Source organism: Pantoea sp. PNT03 (assembly GCF_014852515.1).
GTDB lineage: Bacteria > Pseudomonadota > Gammaproteobacteria > Enterobacterales > Enterobacteriaceae > Pantoea > Pantoea leporis.
This window is the reverse complement of the sequence record NZ_JACVBT010000004.1, coordinates 219427-233999: the sequence shown is the minus strand read 5'-3', so window position 1 is coordinate 233999 and position 14573 is coordinate 219427. Positions and strand designations below refer to the sequence as shown.

Genomic DNA, 14573 nt, shown 5'->3' with positions numbered 1-14573 from the left:
ACACATGAATATCGTCTGTGTAGCGGCCTGCACGGCAGGCATCGCGCATACCTACATTGCGCGCGAAAAACTGATTAAAGGGGCCCACGCGCTGGGCCACACCATCCACGTTGAAACTCAGGGCACCATCGGCACCGAAACGGCGCTGACGCAGCAAGATATCGCCGCTGCGGACGTGGTGATCCTCGCCGTTGACGTGAAGATCAAAGGCGAGGAGCGCTTTCAGGGCAAACCCATTGTGCGAGTGAAAACCGAAGTAGTGATCAAATCACCGGTGAAATTCCTCGAAAAAGTGGCGGATTCACTGGCGCGCGCCTGAGGAGATCCATCATGAGTGACAACAAACGTCAGTACGGCCAGGAGATCAAAGGGCATTTGCTTACCGGGATCTCGTGGATGATCCCGCTGATCGTCGCCGCCGGGATCTGCATCGCGCTCGGCCAGGTGATCGGCGGGCCGGATGTCGGTAAACAGACCGGCACTCTCGCGTGGATGCTGAATCAGATCGGCGGTTGGGGCATGGGGCTGATTGTGCCGCTGATCAGCGCGGCGATTGCTTACTCGATTGCCGATCGTCCCGGCTTCGCGCCTGGCCTGATCGTCGGTTTTATCTGCGGGCAGATCGGCACAGGCTTTATCGGCGGCATCTTCGGTGGCTTCCTGGTCGGTTACACCGTGCTGCTGCTGCGCCGCACTATTAAGTTGCCGAAATCGATGCAGGGCTTGATGCCGATTATGGTGCTGCCGGTGCTGAGCACCATCATCGCCGGGCTGCTGATGATGACCTTCATCGGCCAGCCGATTGTCTGGCTGCAGAAGGCGCTGATTGCCCTACTGGAGTCGATGCAAGGCGGTTCGAAATTTGTGATGGGCGCGATCCTCGGCGCGATGGCCACCTTCGACTTCGGCGGTCCGGTGAATAAAACCATGTCGCTGTTCGCCGACGGTATGCTGGTTGATGGCATTTACGGACCGGAAGCGGTGAAGTTTGTCGGCTCAATGATTCCGCCGTTCGGCATCACGCTCTCTTATCTGCTGAGCCGCAACAAATATACCAAAGCGGAAAAAGAGGCGCTAAAAGCCGCCTTCCCGATGGGCATCTGCATGATTACCGAAGGCGTGATTCCAATTGCAGCGCGCGACCTGTTCCGCGTGGTCGGCAGCTGCGTGGTGGCCTCCGCCATCGCCGGTGGGCTGATTATGGTGTGGGGCGTCGGCGCACCGGTGCCGCACGGCGGCATGTTTGTGGTGCCGCTGTTCACCAAACCCTGGCTGTTCTGTTTGGCACTCGGCATCGGCACCACAGTGTGCGGCGTGATGCTGTCGGTATTGAAAAAGCCGGTGACGCAGGCGGATGAAGAGTTCGATGACGTGGAAGCTCCCGGCGTCCGCGATGAAGAGATCAAATTCACTCTGGAATAAGGAGCCACCATGTTTGCCATGATGAACGACCTGATTCAGGCCGCCGCCCAACAGCGCTATGCGGTGTTAGCGATCAACTGTTTCAACCTTGAAACCGCGCGCGCCGCCATTCAGGCCGCCGAGCAGCAGCGTGCTCCGCTGATCCTCAATGTTTATCAGGGACACAGCGCGCACTTCCCGCCTGCTGTCGCGGTGCCGTTAGTGCGTGCGCTGGCCGAGACCGCCAGCGTGCCGGTGGCGCTGGCACTCGATCACGGCAAAGCGTTCCCGCTGATTGGTCAGGCGTTTCGCGCCGGTTTTACCGGCTTGATGATCGATGCCTCTTCTGAACCGCTCGCCGAGAACATTCGCCAGACCGCCGCCGTGGTGAAGATGGCGCATACCGCCGGCGTGTGCGTCGAGGGCGAGCTAGGACATATCGCCGATGCGCCAACCTACGAACTGGCTGATGCCTCAGTGAAGATGACGCAGGTGGCCGATGTGCTGCCGTTTATCGAACAGACCGATATCGACCTGCTGGCGATCTCGGTTGGCACCGCGCACGGGCTTTATCCGGCGGGTGTGAAGCCAAAGATCGACTTTCAGCGCTTGCAGGAGTTGCAGGCGGTTTCTTCGCGACCGCTGGCGCTGCACGGCGGATCGGGCACGCCCGCTGAGGATATTCGCCGCGTCAGTGAGTTTGGCGTTGCTAAGATCAACGTCGGCGCGGCGGTGTTTGATGCCGGAAAAATGGCGGTGGAACAGGCCTTGAAGCAGCATCCTCACGCTGAGTTAGCCGATGTGCTTGGGCTGATGGAGTCCGCCTGCCGCGAAGTGGTGGCGGAGTACCTAAGCTGGTCGGGATCGGCGGGCAAGGTTTAGTCATCAGGTTGGTTGGTGTTCGCCATGAATGGCGACACAAGGTCGCATTATCAATTTCACATTCATATCCACTATCGGGTCGGCGCATGCGTCGGCTCCGGTAAACATCACGCTGAGGAAATATTAACATGTTGATTTCAATGAAAGAGATGTTGGCACCGACTCGTGAACACCGCTACGCGATTGGCGCTTTTAACGTGGCCGACAGCTGCTTTATCCGCGCGGTAGTTGAAGAAGCTGAAGCTACCCATACGCCGGCGATCATTTCCATCCATCCAAGCGAGCTGGAGTTTGTCACTGATGAGTTCTTTGGCTATGTGCGCGAGCGCACGCTGAAAAGCAAAGTGCCGTTCACCATCCACCTCGATCACGGTGCGTCCATTGCTCAGGTGCTGCGCGCTATTCAATGCGGCTTTACCTCAGTGATGATCGATGGTTCATTGCTGCCTTATGAAGAGAACGTGGCGCTGACCAAAGAAGTGGTGAAACTGGCGCATGCGGTGGGCGTTTCGGTGGAAGGTGAACTCGGCACCATCGGCGATACCGGCACTTCAGTGGAAGGCGGCGTGAGTAAAGTGATCTACACCGAACCGGCGCAGGCAGAGGATTTCGTGCAGCGCACCGGTGTAGATACGCTGGCGGTAGCGATTGGCACCGCGCACGGCATCTACCCGAAAGATATGAAGCCTGAGCTGCAGATGCATATCCTCAGAGACATTGCGCAGCGCACCACTATTCCGCTGGTGCTGCACGGCGGTTCAGCAAATCCGGATGCCGAGATCGCGGAAGCGGTGACGCTGGGCGTGGGCAAAATCAATATTTCCAGCGACATGAAGTTCGCCTATTTCGCTAAGCTGCGCGAGATTCTGGCACGCGAAACCTGGTGGGATCCGAATGTGATTTATCCCGATGCCATTGCGGCGGCGAAGGAAGTCATTCGCTACAAAATGAATCTGTTTGGCGGGTTGGGTAAGGCGAGTTTGTATCGTTGAGTTAAGTAGTAAGCCTGGCATCTTCAACGTGCTCGGCAATGCGCAATAAATTGCGCCGCTACGGTATGTGCAGATATTAAGTATGGTAATCAGCCACGCGCACATATTTGTAGCGGCGCGATTTATCGCGCTCTTTTGTTATTTAGTCGCACCCAACCATTGTTTAGCAATCTGCGCGTATTCGCCGGTGGCGGTGCTGAGATGCAGCCACTGATCAACATACAACTTCCAGCTCATATCATCGCGCGGGATCATGTAGGCCTTCTCGCCGTACTGCATCGGTTTGTCCGGATTGATGGCGCACAGCGCGGGATAATGCTGCTGCTGGAACAGCGCTTCAGACGCATCGGTAATCATTACGTCCGCTTTGTTATCCACTAACTGCTGGAAAATCCCCACATTGTCAGCCAGCTGCAGCGTTGCCTGCGGCAGATGGCTGTGCACGAAGGCTTCGTTGGTGCCGCCCGCCGGTTCGAGCACGCGCACGCTCGCCTTGTTAATCTGTTCAACCGTCTGGTATTTCGCTTTATCAGCACAGCGCACCAGTGGAATTTTTCCATCAACACCGAGCGGCTGAGCAAACCAGGCGATCTGCTGACGCTTGAGGGTGACTGATACGCCGCCCAATGCGATATCACACTGCCTGGCCACAAAATCATCGCTCAGGGTTTTCCATGTGGTTGGCACCCACTGCACTTTTGCGCCCAGGCTTGCCGCCAGCGATTGCGCCATGCTGATATCCAATCCTTCGTATTGGCCATCGCTGCGCAAATAGCTATATGGCTTGTAATCACCGGTGGTACAGACTTTTAAGGTTTTGCTTGCGCGGATGTCATCGAGGTGGGATTGCGCCTGAGCAGCGCCCGTCACCATAAGTAATGCACTCAGTATCGCGGTTTTCATGTTTTCTTCTTTTATGGGAGTTGATGTTGGTTTGATCACGGATTGTTTCATAACCCTGCGTATTATTGCTTTATTAGCAAAAGTGTTGTGATCGATCACGCATTTTTCTCGCTGCTGCGCGCGCGTAGAGTGTGCGGCATCAACGAGAAACGGAGCGGATTACATGAACTTTTTAATTATCGATGGTGGCAAAACCTTCGCCCATTCGAAAGGCGAACTGAACCATACCTTAACTGACGTCGCAGCCAGCCAGTTGCGCGATCTTGGTCATCAGGTACAGGTAACGATTGCCGACAGCGACTACAACGTGGCAGAAGAAGTGCAGAAATACCTCGACAGCGATGTGGTGATCTATCAAATGCCCGGCTGGTGGATGGGCGAGCCGTGGACAGTAAAAAAGTATATCGATGATGTCTTCACCGAAGGTCACGGTTCACTGTATGCCAGCGATGGCCGCACACGCAGCGATGCCGGTAAAAAATACGGCTCCGGCGGCCTGATTCAGGGTAAGAAATACATGCTGTCATTGACCTGGAACGCGCCGCTGGAAGCCTTTAACGATCCTGAGCAATTCTTTGAAGGCGTGGGCGTGGACGGTTTGTATCTGCACTTCCACAAGGCCAACCAGTTCCTCGGTATGGAAGGTTTGCCGACCTTTATCTGTAACGATGTGATTAAAATGCCGGACGTACCGCGCGATATCGAACGTTATCGGACTCATCTCAGCCAGATCTTTGCTTAACTGTAAGCACCCAGGGAAAAGAGGAAGCACTATGTTAACCGTCGTTGCAGAGATTTGTGTCAAACCGGGCCGTCGCCAGGTGGTTTTGGATGCGATTAACCAGCTGATTCCTACCGTGCTGGAAGAAGATGGCTGCCATCAATATGACGCATTAGTTGATCATCAGGCGCAAGTGCCGTGGAAACAGAATTCACCCGATTCCATTTTCATGCTGGAGCTATGGGAATCACTGCGTCATCTGGAGCAGCATCAGCAGATGCCACACATGGATGCGCATCGCGCGTTGATTAAAGATGAAGTAGTCGATGTCAAGATCCTGGTGCTGGAAGCGGCTAAGTAAGCCGATTTTTTCTCGTTCATCATCATGCATAGAAAAAGCCCCGGTCTTACGATCGGGGCTTTTGTTTCGCAGCTAATCAGAAATTAGTGCTGTTGTTCCTGCAGCAGGTGCTGTGGAACCATCACTTCAGCATCACCACCGTTGTTCTGGTAAACGTTATATTCAACGCCTGCCACGGTTACGGTGCCATTTGCCTGGCTCCAGTTATTCACGTCTTCACCTTCCGGCAGGATGTCTTGCAAGGTCACTTCCTGCGCAGAATCCGAAATCATCAACTGCGTTTTACCGTTGTCGATGAATAACGAGTCATCGCTCATGGACAGAATATCCGTCAGTGACATGCTCATCAGCGCTTCGTTGAATGAGTCTGGGAACAGGTCGCCTGGATCGATAGGCTCTGGTGGAGTAACGTCGACGTTTACATCGAACGATTCTTCACCGGCCACTTCATTACCCGCCGCGTCACGGTAACCGAAGGAGATATGGTAGCTACCTTCAGCCAGTTCTTTGGTATCCAGTGTCCATTTGCCGTTGGTCACCACCGCGCTGCCGATGATTTCGGTACGCGCCGCATCGCCATAGACCACTACCACGGTGCCATCTTCTTTACCGGTACCGTTCAGCTTCATGACCTGACCGTTGATATCAGGAACAATTGGACGAGGATAGCCATCAACGTCAATGAACGTACCACCGGTGTATGTACCAGCCTGAGGCGCGGTCAGATCCACATCAAAGTTGATGCCTTCATTGATCGGGCCTTTCACACCTGAAGCGCTGACAGGTTGAACGCGGATATTGTGCGCACCTTCCGTCAGAGCAGGCAGATCAAAACTCCATTTCCCATCAACCACTGTTGCTGAACCGATCTGCTTATCGCCATCATAGATAATGACTTTAGACCCGTTTTCACCGGTACCGCGCACGGTTGGCGATTTATCATCAGTTACGCCGCCATCGAGGATCTGACCGGTAATTGCACCTACGTCATCCCACAATTCGAAGTCCTTGATTTCGCCCGGCATTTTGGTATCGATAATCAGTTCAATTGGATCGGAACGATCGGAGGTGTTGCCCGCCGGATCGGTAATTTCAACCACCACGTCGTACTCACCATCACCGATTGGATCGGTTGGGGTGACGGTCCAATCACCTTTCTCGTCGACTACGCCGCTACCAATGACCTGCTCTTTTCCGTCTTTATCAATGATGATGATTTCCACAACGTCGCCCGGCGTAGCACCGCCACCGGTGAACTCCGGCTGGGTTTCGTCGGTTGGCGTGCCTGGCTGGATGATGCCCTGCTCATCACCGGTGTTATCGACAATGCCCGGAGCAACCGGTTTTTCAGGTGCGGTCAAATCCACCACGATGGTGACCGGATCTGAGAAGTCTGAACTTTTGCCGGTTTTTGGATCTTCGATTTTGATCTTCAGCTCATGCGAACCTTCTTCCAGTGGATCAAGCTCGATTTCCCATTTGCCATCTTTGCCTACGGTAGCTGAACCAATGACTTTGTCTTTATCGTAAACATAAACAATTTCACCCTCTTCACCTGAACCGCGCAGCACTGGGGTGTCATCGTTGGTAGCATCACCGCTCACCAGCGGACGCTCTTCAGCACCATTGTTGGCGACGATCTCTTCGATCTGTGCCGGAGGCAGCGTTTGGGTATCAACAATCACAATGAACTCTTCTGATGGAGCAGAAGCAGCCCCACCTTTGGAGACGGAATCTACGCGCAGTGCATGTTTGCCCTCGGCGACATCCAGTTCGTAAGACCATTCACCACGTGAGTTGGCAATAACGGTTGCAACTACTTTTTCACCATCCCAGATACGTACAATGGAACCGGCATCCGCTTTACCCGACAGCGACAGGGTGGTGTCGTCAGTGGTATCGCCTGATTTCAGCTCACCGGTTACGCGGCCTACGTCATCGTAAACACCTTCCAGTGAAGGCGCTTCAGGTGCAGTAGCATCCAGTCTCAGGATGAAGTTGTCTGATTTTGGACTCATACGACCGTAGCGATCCTGATACGCCACGTTGAAGATATAGGTGTCATCCGTGGTCAGTTCCGGTGTGAAGGTCCAACGACCATCGCCACCTGCTGTCACGCTGCCGATCGGTGCTGAATCCGCACCGTAAATGAAGACCAGCGAGCCTGGTTTAGCCACGCCAGACAGCGTTGGGTTTTTATCGTCGGTGTATTGACCCGAAGTTAAGTGGTCAACATTCCCTTCATCGTCAATGACGCGCAGGATTTGCGGCGCTTCAGGTGCTTCGGCTTCAACATGCAGAATGACTTGAGTTGGAGCACCCCAGTTATGAGCTTTGTCACGAACGCGATGCTGATAGAAATAGGTGCCATCTGGCAACTCATCAGATTTGAATTTCCATTCACCTTTATCATTAGCACGAATGACATACACTTCATTGTTCAAGGTAATTTGAATTTCCGCATTCGCTTCACCTGTACCGGATTGCTCAATGTAGTTCTTTTTGGTATATCCCTCCCAGCCATTTTTGAATGTGCCGAAATCTTGCGTGCCAACTACTGGCTCTTCGGATTGCTGCAACTCAGTAGTTGGGCCTTCGGCTTTCACCACCGCACCCGCTTCAACCACGACCACGAATGGCTCAGAGGCTGGGCTTTCATGTTTGCCGGCATCTTTTGCCACTACGGTCAGGCTATGTTCGCCATCAGCCAATTCTGGAGTGATGGTCCATGCACCCATGCTATTGGTTTTGACTGACGCAATCGGATCTTTTCCGCCGTTGTCATACAGGTAAACGATCGAGTTTGGCTCCGCAACACCTGAAATGACAGGTTTGTGTTCATCGGTGATTTCGCCCGGGTTCAAATTACCTTTATTGCTGCCAGTGTTGTCTACCACACGCCAGATTTCCGGCGCTTCTGGGGCTTGGGTATCCAGATTAACAATATAGGAATTTGAATTTGCTGGTGAGCGGTTACCCGCTTTATCGATGGTGATCAACTGCACGGTATGTAAGCCTTCGTCCCAGCCCGCTGGCGGTGTGAAAGACCACTTACCATTTTCATCGATAGGTGCTTTGTAAACCACACCATCAATAAGAATTTCAACACGACCACCGGCATCTTTGAGATCGACTTGTATATCTTTCCAACCAAAATTTCTGTCGGTAATAGTACTGATTTTCATTTCTTTAATTTCATTAATACTGTTATTCGCCATGAATATATTCCTTTAAATATTTAGATTCGTGTTCCGGTTCCCTCCCGGAACGCAAGCATTCTCGACCAGTTAGTGAAATAACCAACACAGGACATGTCTTAATTAATGGTCTTTTAACGAAGTCACTAATAAAAACCGGTGGCCGAAAAAAATGGTCTAAATTTTAAAAAATCAGACCATTGGTTAATTTTCAGAAAGTGATAAAACTATTTATTCTCCACACTGATAATTACACGACGTTCGCCTTGATAGCATGCTTTTTGCTGCTTCAGGGAGCCGGTGCACTGCGCCGTGACCTGGCTTTCACCCATACTTTGCGAATGAATATGCTCGCTCGCGAGCCCGTTATTAACCAATAATTTCTTGATTGCATCCGCGCGGCGTTGGCCTAACTTGATGTTGCTTTCCTCCTCCCCAATCGGATCGGTAAAGCCGGTGACTATAATGCGCTGTTCGGCTTTATTTTTGCTTTTCAACAAGGTCGCAAATTGTTGAATGGCGCTGTGACCCTGAGCGGAGATATCGGCACTGCTCGCACTACCAAAATTAAACAATAAATCCGATGAAAACTCATAATTATCATAAGACTGTGTAGTTCCAGGCTGGCACGGCACCACCGCTGACGCGCGGGAAAGCAAGTGAGTTTGCTGACGTGTTCCTACTAATTGCTGCTGAGCCTGTTCGCTATCCATCACCAGAGGACGGCCAGAACCGTCAAGGCTGGCAATAATATAATAGGTTTTGCCCGCCGCCAGATTATCGCGCCATGGCTGTTGCTGCTTGCCCTGATAACCCGGCGCATCATCGATATAGCTCCCCAATGAATGTACACCCGGTTTCAGGCAAAACACCGTGTAGCCACCGGTTAATAATGCCGTTTGGAATTCGCCATCAACATAGATGTGTGCTGCTTTATTATTATTATCGTCTGTAGCTCGATAATAAACGATGCGGGTTTGCTCTGAGGCCGCTGCAGGCATGGATTGCCAGGCTTTGCCAAAATTCGATTGCGCTTGGAGAGTTGCGCTGATGGACAATGACGCAAGCACCGTGGCAATAGCATATTTTTTAAGTTTCATTATAACTCCAGAAAACAGGCGCCAGACGACGCCTGTTTTTATTCTATTAATCGCAATGATGTGATAATTATTCAGATAAATAATGAATATCTAAATCCTTCAAAGCTGTAATATCGAGAGACATTACGCCGTCCACTGCAGAACTCTTAATATCCGCATCAAAAACCATATTACTTAAAATGCTTTCATCAATATTATTGAGTGATGCAGATTCTTCCTGCGCTTCATTGAATAACGTGTCACCGTTTGCCGAGAGCAGCTCAGATAATTCAACATGGCTGAGTAGATCAGGGAAGAGATCGCCCGGATCGATGGGTTCTGGTGGAATCGTATCGATCTCAACTTCGAAAGCTTCAGTTTTGGCTGTTACTACGCCCTCAGCATTTTTAAATGCCGCTTCAATCTTGTAAACATCATCAGATAACTCTGGCGTGGCGATACTCCACTTCCCGTTCTCATCTACGACAGAGGAGAGGTAATAATGGTTATTGCTTCCACTGAGCCAAATATAAACGATATCGCCCGCGTTGCCGGATCCACCTACAAAAATCGTTGAATCATTCACCGCATCGCCGTTAGCAATAGGCTGTTTACCGATGAAATACTTTTCGCCGTTATCCAACATTTCATCACGATACACGTCGTCAACCGCGCCAGTTACCGGTACATCGGGATTCGGAATCACTTCCTTGCCGGGATCAATAGGGTTATTCGGATCGTTAATTTCGATAATGACTTTTTCTGAAGGCGCAGATTCATTACCTGCTGGATCCATTTCAATAATCTGGAATTCGTGATCGCCATTACCAATGGCTTTTTCTGGGGTGAATTGCCACTTTCCTTCGTCGTCTACAACGGTGCTGCCGATAACCTGGCCGTTATCAATGATTTTAATGATGTCGCCTTTTTCACCGACGCCAGAGAAGGTTGGCGTGCTGTCTTGCGTTTCGCCACCATTTTCAATCAACTTACCTTCATCATCAGCGATGGCACCAATGCCTTTATTTTCTGGTGCTACGGTATCAACCTCGATAATCCAGGCTTCGGAAGGTAGCGATTTATTCCCGACTTCATCCACGACGACGATGCTGAAATCATGTTTACCCTCTGCCAGCGTCGGGCTGGTGTAGGTCCAGTTACCCTCGCTGTCTACTTTGGCAGTGCCCAGCAACTGGCCATCTTTCCAGATTTCAACGGTAGCGCCCGCTTCGGCTTTACCCGCCAGCGTCGGCGTGTTGTCTTTGGTGATGCCATCTTTCACGATCTCTTTCGGCGGATTCACGCTGTCGTCCACCATGCTACCAATGGTGCCCTTGGCAGGGGCGGTCAGATCGATAACGAAGCTCCAGGCCTCGCTTGAATCGCCTACTACGCCACTTTCATTACGTTCACGTGTGGTGATGCTGTGGCTACCGGCGCCCAATGCTTTACCAGGTGTAAAGGACCATGTGCCGTTTTCACCAACCGTGGTTTCACCAATTTTTGTGCTGCCATCCCAAATTTCAATGACATTCCCTTTGGTGCCCGTGCCGTTCAGTGTCGGCGTGGTGTCGTCGGTACGGCCGCCTTTCGCGATCAATCCGGTAATGCTGCCCACGTCGTCATACAGGCCGTTAACTACCGGGACGTTTACATTGCCGCCGCCGCTGTCGCCGCCACCTTTACCGCCGCCATCACCGCCGCCATCACCGCCCTTCCCGTTGTCCCCACCATTTTGATCGCTGCTGCCGTTTTTGTGAGCGTTTTTATCCTGATACTGCTCTTTGGCTGCCACGTAGCCCAGGCCGGCGGCCGCAGCGATAGCCGCCAATCCGCCTAAAGCGATCAACGCCGGGGACCATTCAAATCCTGAGGCCAGCATGAAACCAGAATCGGTATCAACCGTGCTCTCTCCAAGCGCTAATGCGGTGGTTTCGCCATCAGCCAATGCGGCAGCATCGTGATCGGCATCACCATCGGTGGCGACGTATTCATGCATGGCGCCATCTTCAGCCTTACCGACTAAAGCACCTGATTTAGCAAAAAAGTCTTCGATAATCAGATCTGGTTCGCTGGCGTCGGATCCTTCCAGCATCACCAGCAGATCTTTCCCGACACGCTTAACGGTAATGTTTTCTGGTGCAACGCCGTCATTACCTTGGGTCAGCAAATATTTGCCGTTGGTAATAGCCTGAATTTTTGCAGCCTTACCGTCTTTACCTACACGCAATGCTTCCGCTTTCGTTATTGTTTTTTTATCAATAACCGCAACACTCACGGGCGAAACGTTCATGTTTAATCCCTTCCGTACATTAGATTTTGATTGTGCGATTGTGTACAAGCGCAACAATCTCCCTGGCTTAACCCACCTGTGCGGGCTCAAAGTGAGCGACATAATCGGGAAAGAGAGATTTCCGAGACATAAGAAACGTCCCGTTAGGAAAGAAAAAATTTCCCAACATTGACAGAAAAGTTATTAGTTAATTAACAATATGAATTAATGCGTTTTTATGAATAAAGATATGAAGATGAAGGGTAAATAATCGAGCAGGAACAAGACTATAACAGATGATTTTCCTGAATTTTTTCGCGTAAAAAACTCAGAAAACAGGTAATGCGCGAGGTAAGGGATTGATTGCGATAATAGACCGCGTGGATGGGTAAACGCTGTTCACGGGTTTCCGTTGCCAAAACCTGTACCAAACGCCCACTCTCGCGATCTTCACGGCTGACAAAATCGGATAAACGTACGATACCTTGCCCAGCTAAAGCCAGTTGACGCAATGTTTCACCACTGGAGGCGGACAGCGTAGGTTTGATGCGCAGGAACTCGCCTTCGCGCTGCCAAACCGGCCAGACGTTGTGTACATCAAGCTGACTGAACCCCAACAGCTGATGGTTCGCCAGTGCATCAACGTTTTCCGGTACACCAAACTTTTCAAGATAATCCGGGCTGGCTAACAGGCGTATAGCGCTGCTTCCGAGCACACGCGCACGCAGCGTCGAATCGCGCAGTTCGCCGATGCGAATGGCGATGTCCGTTTGCTGCTCCAGCAGATCGATCACAATATCGTCGGTGTTTAATTCCAGCTGAATCAGCGGGTAGCGCTGACGAAACTCCGCCACCAGCGGCACAATGACGTGCAGGGTAAATGGCGTATTGGCATTGACGCGTAAGCGTCCAGAAGGAATGTCCCGGCGCTGCGCGATCAGTTCTTCCGCCTGTTCAACCGACGCCAGAATCTGCCGCGCATGATCGAGAAAAATCAGCCCCTCTTCGGTCAATGCCAGGCGACGCGTGGTGCGATGCATTAAGGTGGTTTGCAGCTTACCTTCCAGCCGGCTAAGCGCACGGCTTACGCCAGAGCTGGTTTGATCTAACTGCTCCGCGGCTGATGTGATTGATCCGGTATCCACCACCGCAACCCAGGCACGTAACTCTTCCAGTGTTATTTTCAAATTCCCATCCTCAAAGATCGAGACCTGTCTTAGCGCGGTTTCTGACACTTTTGGCTTAAATTACGCCACTTTATTAGCGGCAGGATATCACAATGCGCCATAAACCTCGGATGGCTAACGATTTACGTCAGCAACAAGCGGTAACCCAGTTGCTGCAGCAAGGGCGACAGGAAGAAGCCAGGCGTAAGATTCGGGCGCACCTGACGCTTGCTCCCTACGATGGCTGGTTCCTTCATGAAGCCGCACGGCTTGCACGGCGCAACGGCGATCTGGATACGGCGCAGCGCTATTATCAGCGGGCGCTAAAACTTGCGCCAACAGATGCGGGATTACTCAACGGTCTTGGCCTAACCCATTATGACGCCGGGTGCTGGAGCGAGGCGGAAGCCTGCTATCAGGCTGCGCTGCAATCACATATGGGCTATGCCGCCTGTCACAATAACTACGCTATTTTGCTGCATAAACAGCAGCGCTATCACCTTGCTTTAAATCAGTATCGATTGGCGCTGCAAAGCCAGCCTGATTATACCGAAGCCCGCTATGGCATAAGTACGTTGCTAGCGCACATGGGCCAGCTACAAGAAGCAGAAAGTCAGATGCAGCAAGTGCTGCAAGTGCGTGACGCCGATCAACGTTGCCGAAATTCGCTCGGCATGGTTCAGCTACAACAAGGCAACTTCGCTGCTGGCTGGTCTAACTATCAGGCGCGTTATGCGTCCGATAATCCCGATCGCTTCTTTACCTTACCGAAACTCCCTATTCGCTACTGGCAAGGAGAGGATCTGCGCGGTAAAACGCTGTTGGTAAGGACCGAGCAAGGCATGGGGGACGAAATTCAATTCTGTCGTTATCTCACACGCGTTAAAACTGAAAAGCATGCGGTAAAAGTGATCATGCTGGGTAGCAAGTCCTTAAAATCATTGATGGTTACGCTGCCGCACCTCGATAATTATCTGACACGGGAAGATGTACAACACACGTTGCCACCGGCAGATTACTGGTGCTCTCTACTGGATTTACCGCAGCACTTCCTCAACTCAACACAGCCCTTTAGCGCGCATCATCCCTATCTGTTTAGCTCTGCAGAACAACAGGCGAGGTGGCCGATTGAGGGGAACGCGAAAAAAATTGGTATCGTATGGAAAGGCTCTAGCGGGCATAAGAATGATAGCCAACGATCGCTTGCGCACCTTTCACAGTTTGCACCTTTATTTGACCTGCCTGATATCAACTGGATTAGCTTGCAAAAAGGTGCAGGTGAAGAGGAAATCGCTGACTTTCCACACATACAGCCGCTTGGTGCCCAATTCACTGATTATCAGGATACCGCCGCGGTCATTTCACAACTGGATTTGGTGATTGGTGTAGATACGTCGGTGATCCACTTAGCAGGGGCGATGGGGATACCTTGCTGGGTATTACTTCCCGCCTGGGCGCGAGACTGGCGCTGGTTGGAAAATCGCGATGAATCGCCGTGGTATCCGCAAATGAGATTGTTTGGGCGCGGTCAGGATGAAGCGTGGAGCATGGTTATTACGCGGGTTAAGCAGGCATTACAGCAGCAATAAAACAGGGACG

The 14573-nt window shown here is 51.8% G+C and carries 12 protein-coding genes; 7 read left to right on the top strand and 5 right to left on the bottom strand.

The window, feature by feature from the left end; genetic code table 11:
* Positions 1–4 precede the first annotated feature (4 nt).
* From IB226_RS15680 to IB226_RS15665, 4 genes are all read left to right on the top strand, one after another.
* Positions 5–319 (top strand): PTS fructose transporter subunit IIB, encoded by a 315-nt coding sequence (locus IB226_RS15680; protein WP_101763009.1) that lies wholly within the window; start codon positions 5–7, stop codon positions 317–319.
* A gap of 11 nt (positions 320–330) precedes the next feature.
* Complete coding sequence (locus tag IB226_RS15675; RefSeq protein ID WP_101763008.1) at positions 331–1422, top strand: PTS fructose transporter subunit IIC; 1092 nt, start codon at positions 331–333, stop codon at positions 1420–1422.
* Between the two features lie 9 nt (positions 1423–1431).
* Entirely contained in the window at positions 1432–2283 is an 852-nt protein-coding gene (locus tag IB226_RS15670) for a class II fructose-bisphosphate aldolase (protein ID WP_101763007.1), read from the top strand.
* Positions 2284–2411: 128 nt separating this feature from the next.
* Positions 2412–3275: a ketose-bisphosphate aldolase gene (locus tag IB226_RS15665; RefSeq protein WP_101763006.1), complete on the top strand. Its 864-nt coding sequence runs from the start codon at positions 2412–2414 to the stop codon at positions 3273–3275.
* A gap of 138 nt (positions 3276–3413) precedes the next feature.
* On the opposite strand, the gene IB226_RS15660 is transcribed toward IB226_RS15665, so the two are convergent.
* Positions 3414–4178 (bottom strand): transporter substrate-binding domain-containing protein, encoded by a 765-nt coding sequence (locus tag IB226_RS15660; protein ID WP_192236287.1) that lies wholly within the window; start codon positions 4176–4178, stop codon positions 3414–3416.
* A gap of 163 nt (positions 4179–4341) precedes the next feature.
* On the opposite strand from IB226_RS15660, the gene IB226_RS15655 reads away from it, so the two are divergent.
* The gene (locus IB226_RS15655; RefSeq protein WP_008103382.1) at positions 4342–4920 is read left to right on the top strand and encodes an NAD(P)H-dependent oxidoreductase; all 579 of its coding nucleotides are present in this window, start codon (positions 4342–4344) and stop codon (positions 4918–4920) included.
* 31 nt (positions 4921–4951) lie between these two features.
* Positions 4952–5260, top strand: coding sequence for a putative quinol monooxygenase (locus IB226_RS15650; protein WP_008103384.1), 309 nt, complete (start codon positions 4952–4954; stop codon positions 5258–5260).
* Positions 5261–5343: 83 nt separating this feature from the next.
* Here IB226_RS15650 and IB226_RS15645 read toward each other — a convergent pair whose 3' ends face one another.
* From IB226_RS15645 to IB226_RS15630, 4 genes are all read right to left on the bottom strand, one after another.
* Complete coding sequence (locus tag IB226_RS15645; RefSeq protein ID WP_225608326.1) at positions 5344–8445, bottom strand: Ig-like domain-containing protein; 3102 nt, start codon at positions 8443–8445, stop codon at positions 5344–5346.
* Positions 8446–8684: 239 nt separating this feature from the next.
* Positions 8685–9557 carry an OmpA family protein gene (locus IB226_RS15640; protein WP_101763003.1) on the bottom strand — a complete coding sequence of 291 codons (873 nt, stop codon included), beginning with the start codon at positions 9555–9557 and terminating at the stop codon, positions 8685–8687.
* Between the two features lie 67 nt (positions 9558–9624).
* Positions 9625–11829 carry an Ig-like domain-containing protein gene (locus IB226_RS15635; protein ID WP_192236283.1) on the bottom strand — a complete coding sequence of 735 codons (2205 nt, stop codon included), beginning with the start codon at positions 11827–11829 and terminating at the stop codon, positions 9625–9627.
* 266 nt (positions 11830–12095) lie between these two features.
* Positions 12096–12995 (bottom strand): LysR substrate-binding domain-containing protein, encoded by a 900-nt coding sequence (locus tag IB226_RS15630; RefSeq protein WP_101763001.1) that lies wholly within the window; start codon positions 12993–12995, stop codon positions 12096–12098.
* Positions 12996–13087: 92 nt separating this feature from the next.
* Between IB226_RS15630 and IB226_RS15625 the strand changes: the two genes are divergently transcribed.
* Positions 13088–14563: a tetratricopeptide repeat protein gene (locus IB226_RS15625; protein WP_192236281.1), complete on the top strand. Its 1476-nt coding sequence runs from the start codon at positions 13088–13090 to the stop codon at positions 14561–14563.
* Positions 14564–14573: the final 10 nt, after the last annotated feature.

What these genes read in the sequence shown, in the direction of transcription:
- IB226_RS15680 (WP_101763009.1), top strand. Translation starts at nt 5, where the DNA reads ATGAATATCGTCTGTGTAGCGGCCTGCACGGCAGGCATCGCGCATACC.
- IB226_RS15675 (WP_101763008.1), top strand. Translation starts at nt 331, where the DNA reads ATGAGTGACAACAAACGTCAGTACGGCCAGGAGATCAAAGGGCATTTG.
- IB226_RS15670 (WP_101763007.1), top strand. Translation starts at nt 1,432, where the DNA reads ATGTTTGCCATGATGAACGACCTGATTCAGGCCGCCGCCCAACAGCGC.
- IB226_RS15665 (WP_101763006.1), top strand. Translation starts at nt 2,412, where the DNA reads ATGTTGATTTCAATGAAAGAGATGTTGGCACCGACTCGTGAACACCGC.
- IB226_RS15660 (WP_192236287.1), bottom strand. Translation starts at nt 4,178, where the DNA reads ATGAAAACCGCGATACTGAGTGCATTACTTATGGTGACGGGCGCTGCT.
- IB226_RS15655 (WP_008103382.1), top strand. Translation starts at nt 4,342, where the DNA reads ATGAACTTTTTAATTATCGATGGTGGCAAAACCTTCGCCCATTCGAAA.
- IB226_RS15650 (WP_008103384.1), top strand. Translation starts at nt 4,952, where the DNA reads ATGTTAACCGTCGTTGCAGAGATTTGTGTCAAACCGGGCCGTCGCCAG.
- IB226_RS15645 (WP_225608326.1), bottom strand. Translation starts at nt 8,445, where the DNA reads ATGAAAATCAGTACTATTACCGACAGAAATTTTGGTTGGAAAGATATA.
- IB226_RS15640 (WP_101763003.1), bottom strand. Translation starts at nt 9,557, where the DNA reads ATGAAACTTAAAAAATATGCTATTGCCACGGTGCTTGCGTCATTGTCC.
- IB226_RS15635 (WP_192236283.1), bottom strand. Translation starts at nt 11,829, where the DNA reads ATGAACGTTTCGCCCGTGAGTGTTGCGGTTATTGATAAAAAAACAATA.
- IB226_RS15625 (WP_192236281.1), top strand. Translation starts at nt 13,088, where the DNA reads ATGCGCCATAAACCTCGGATGGCTAACGATTTACGTCAGCAACAAGCG.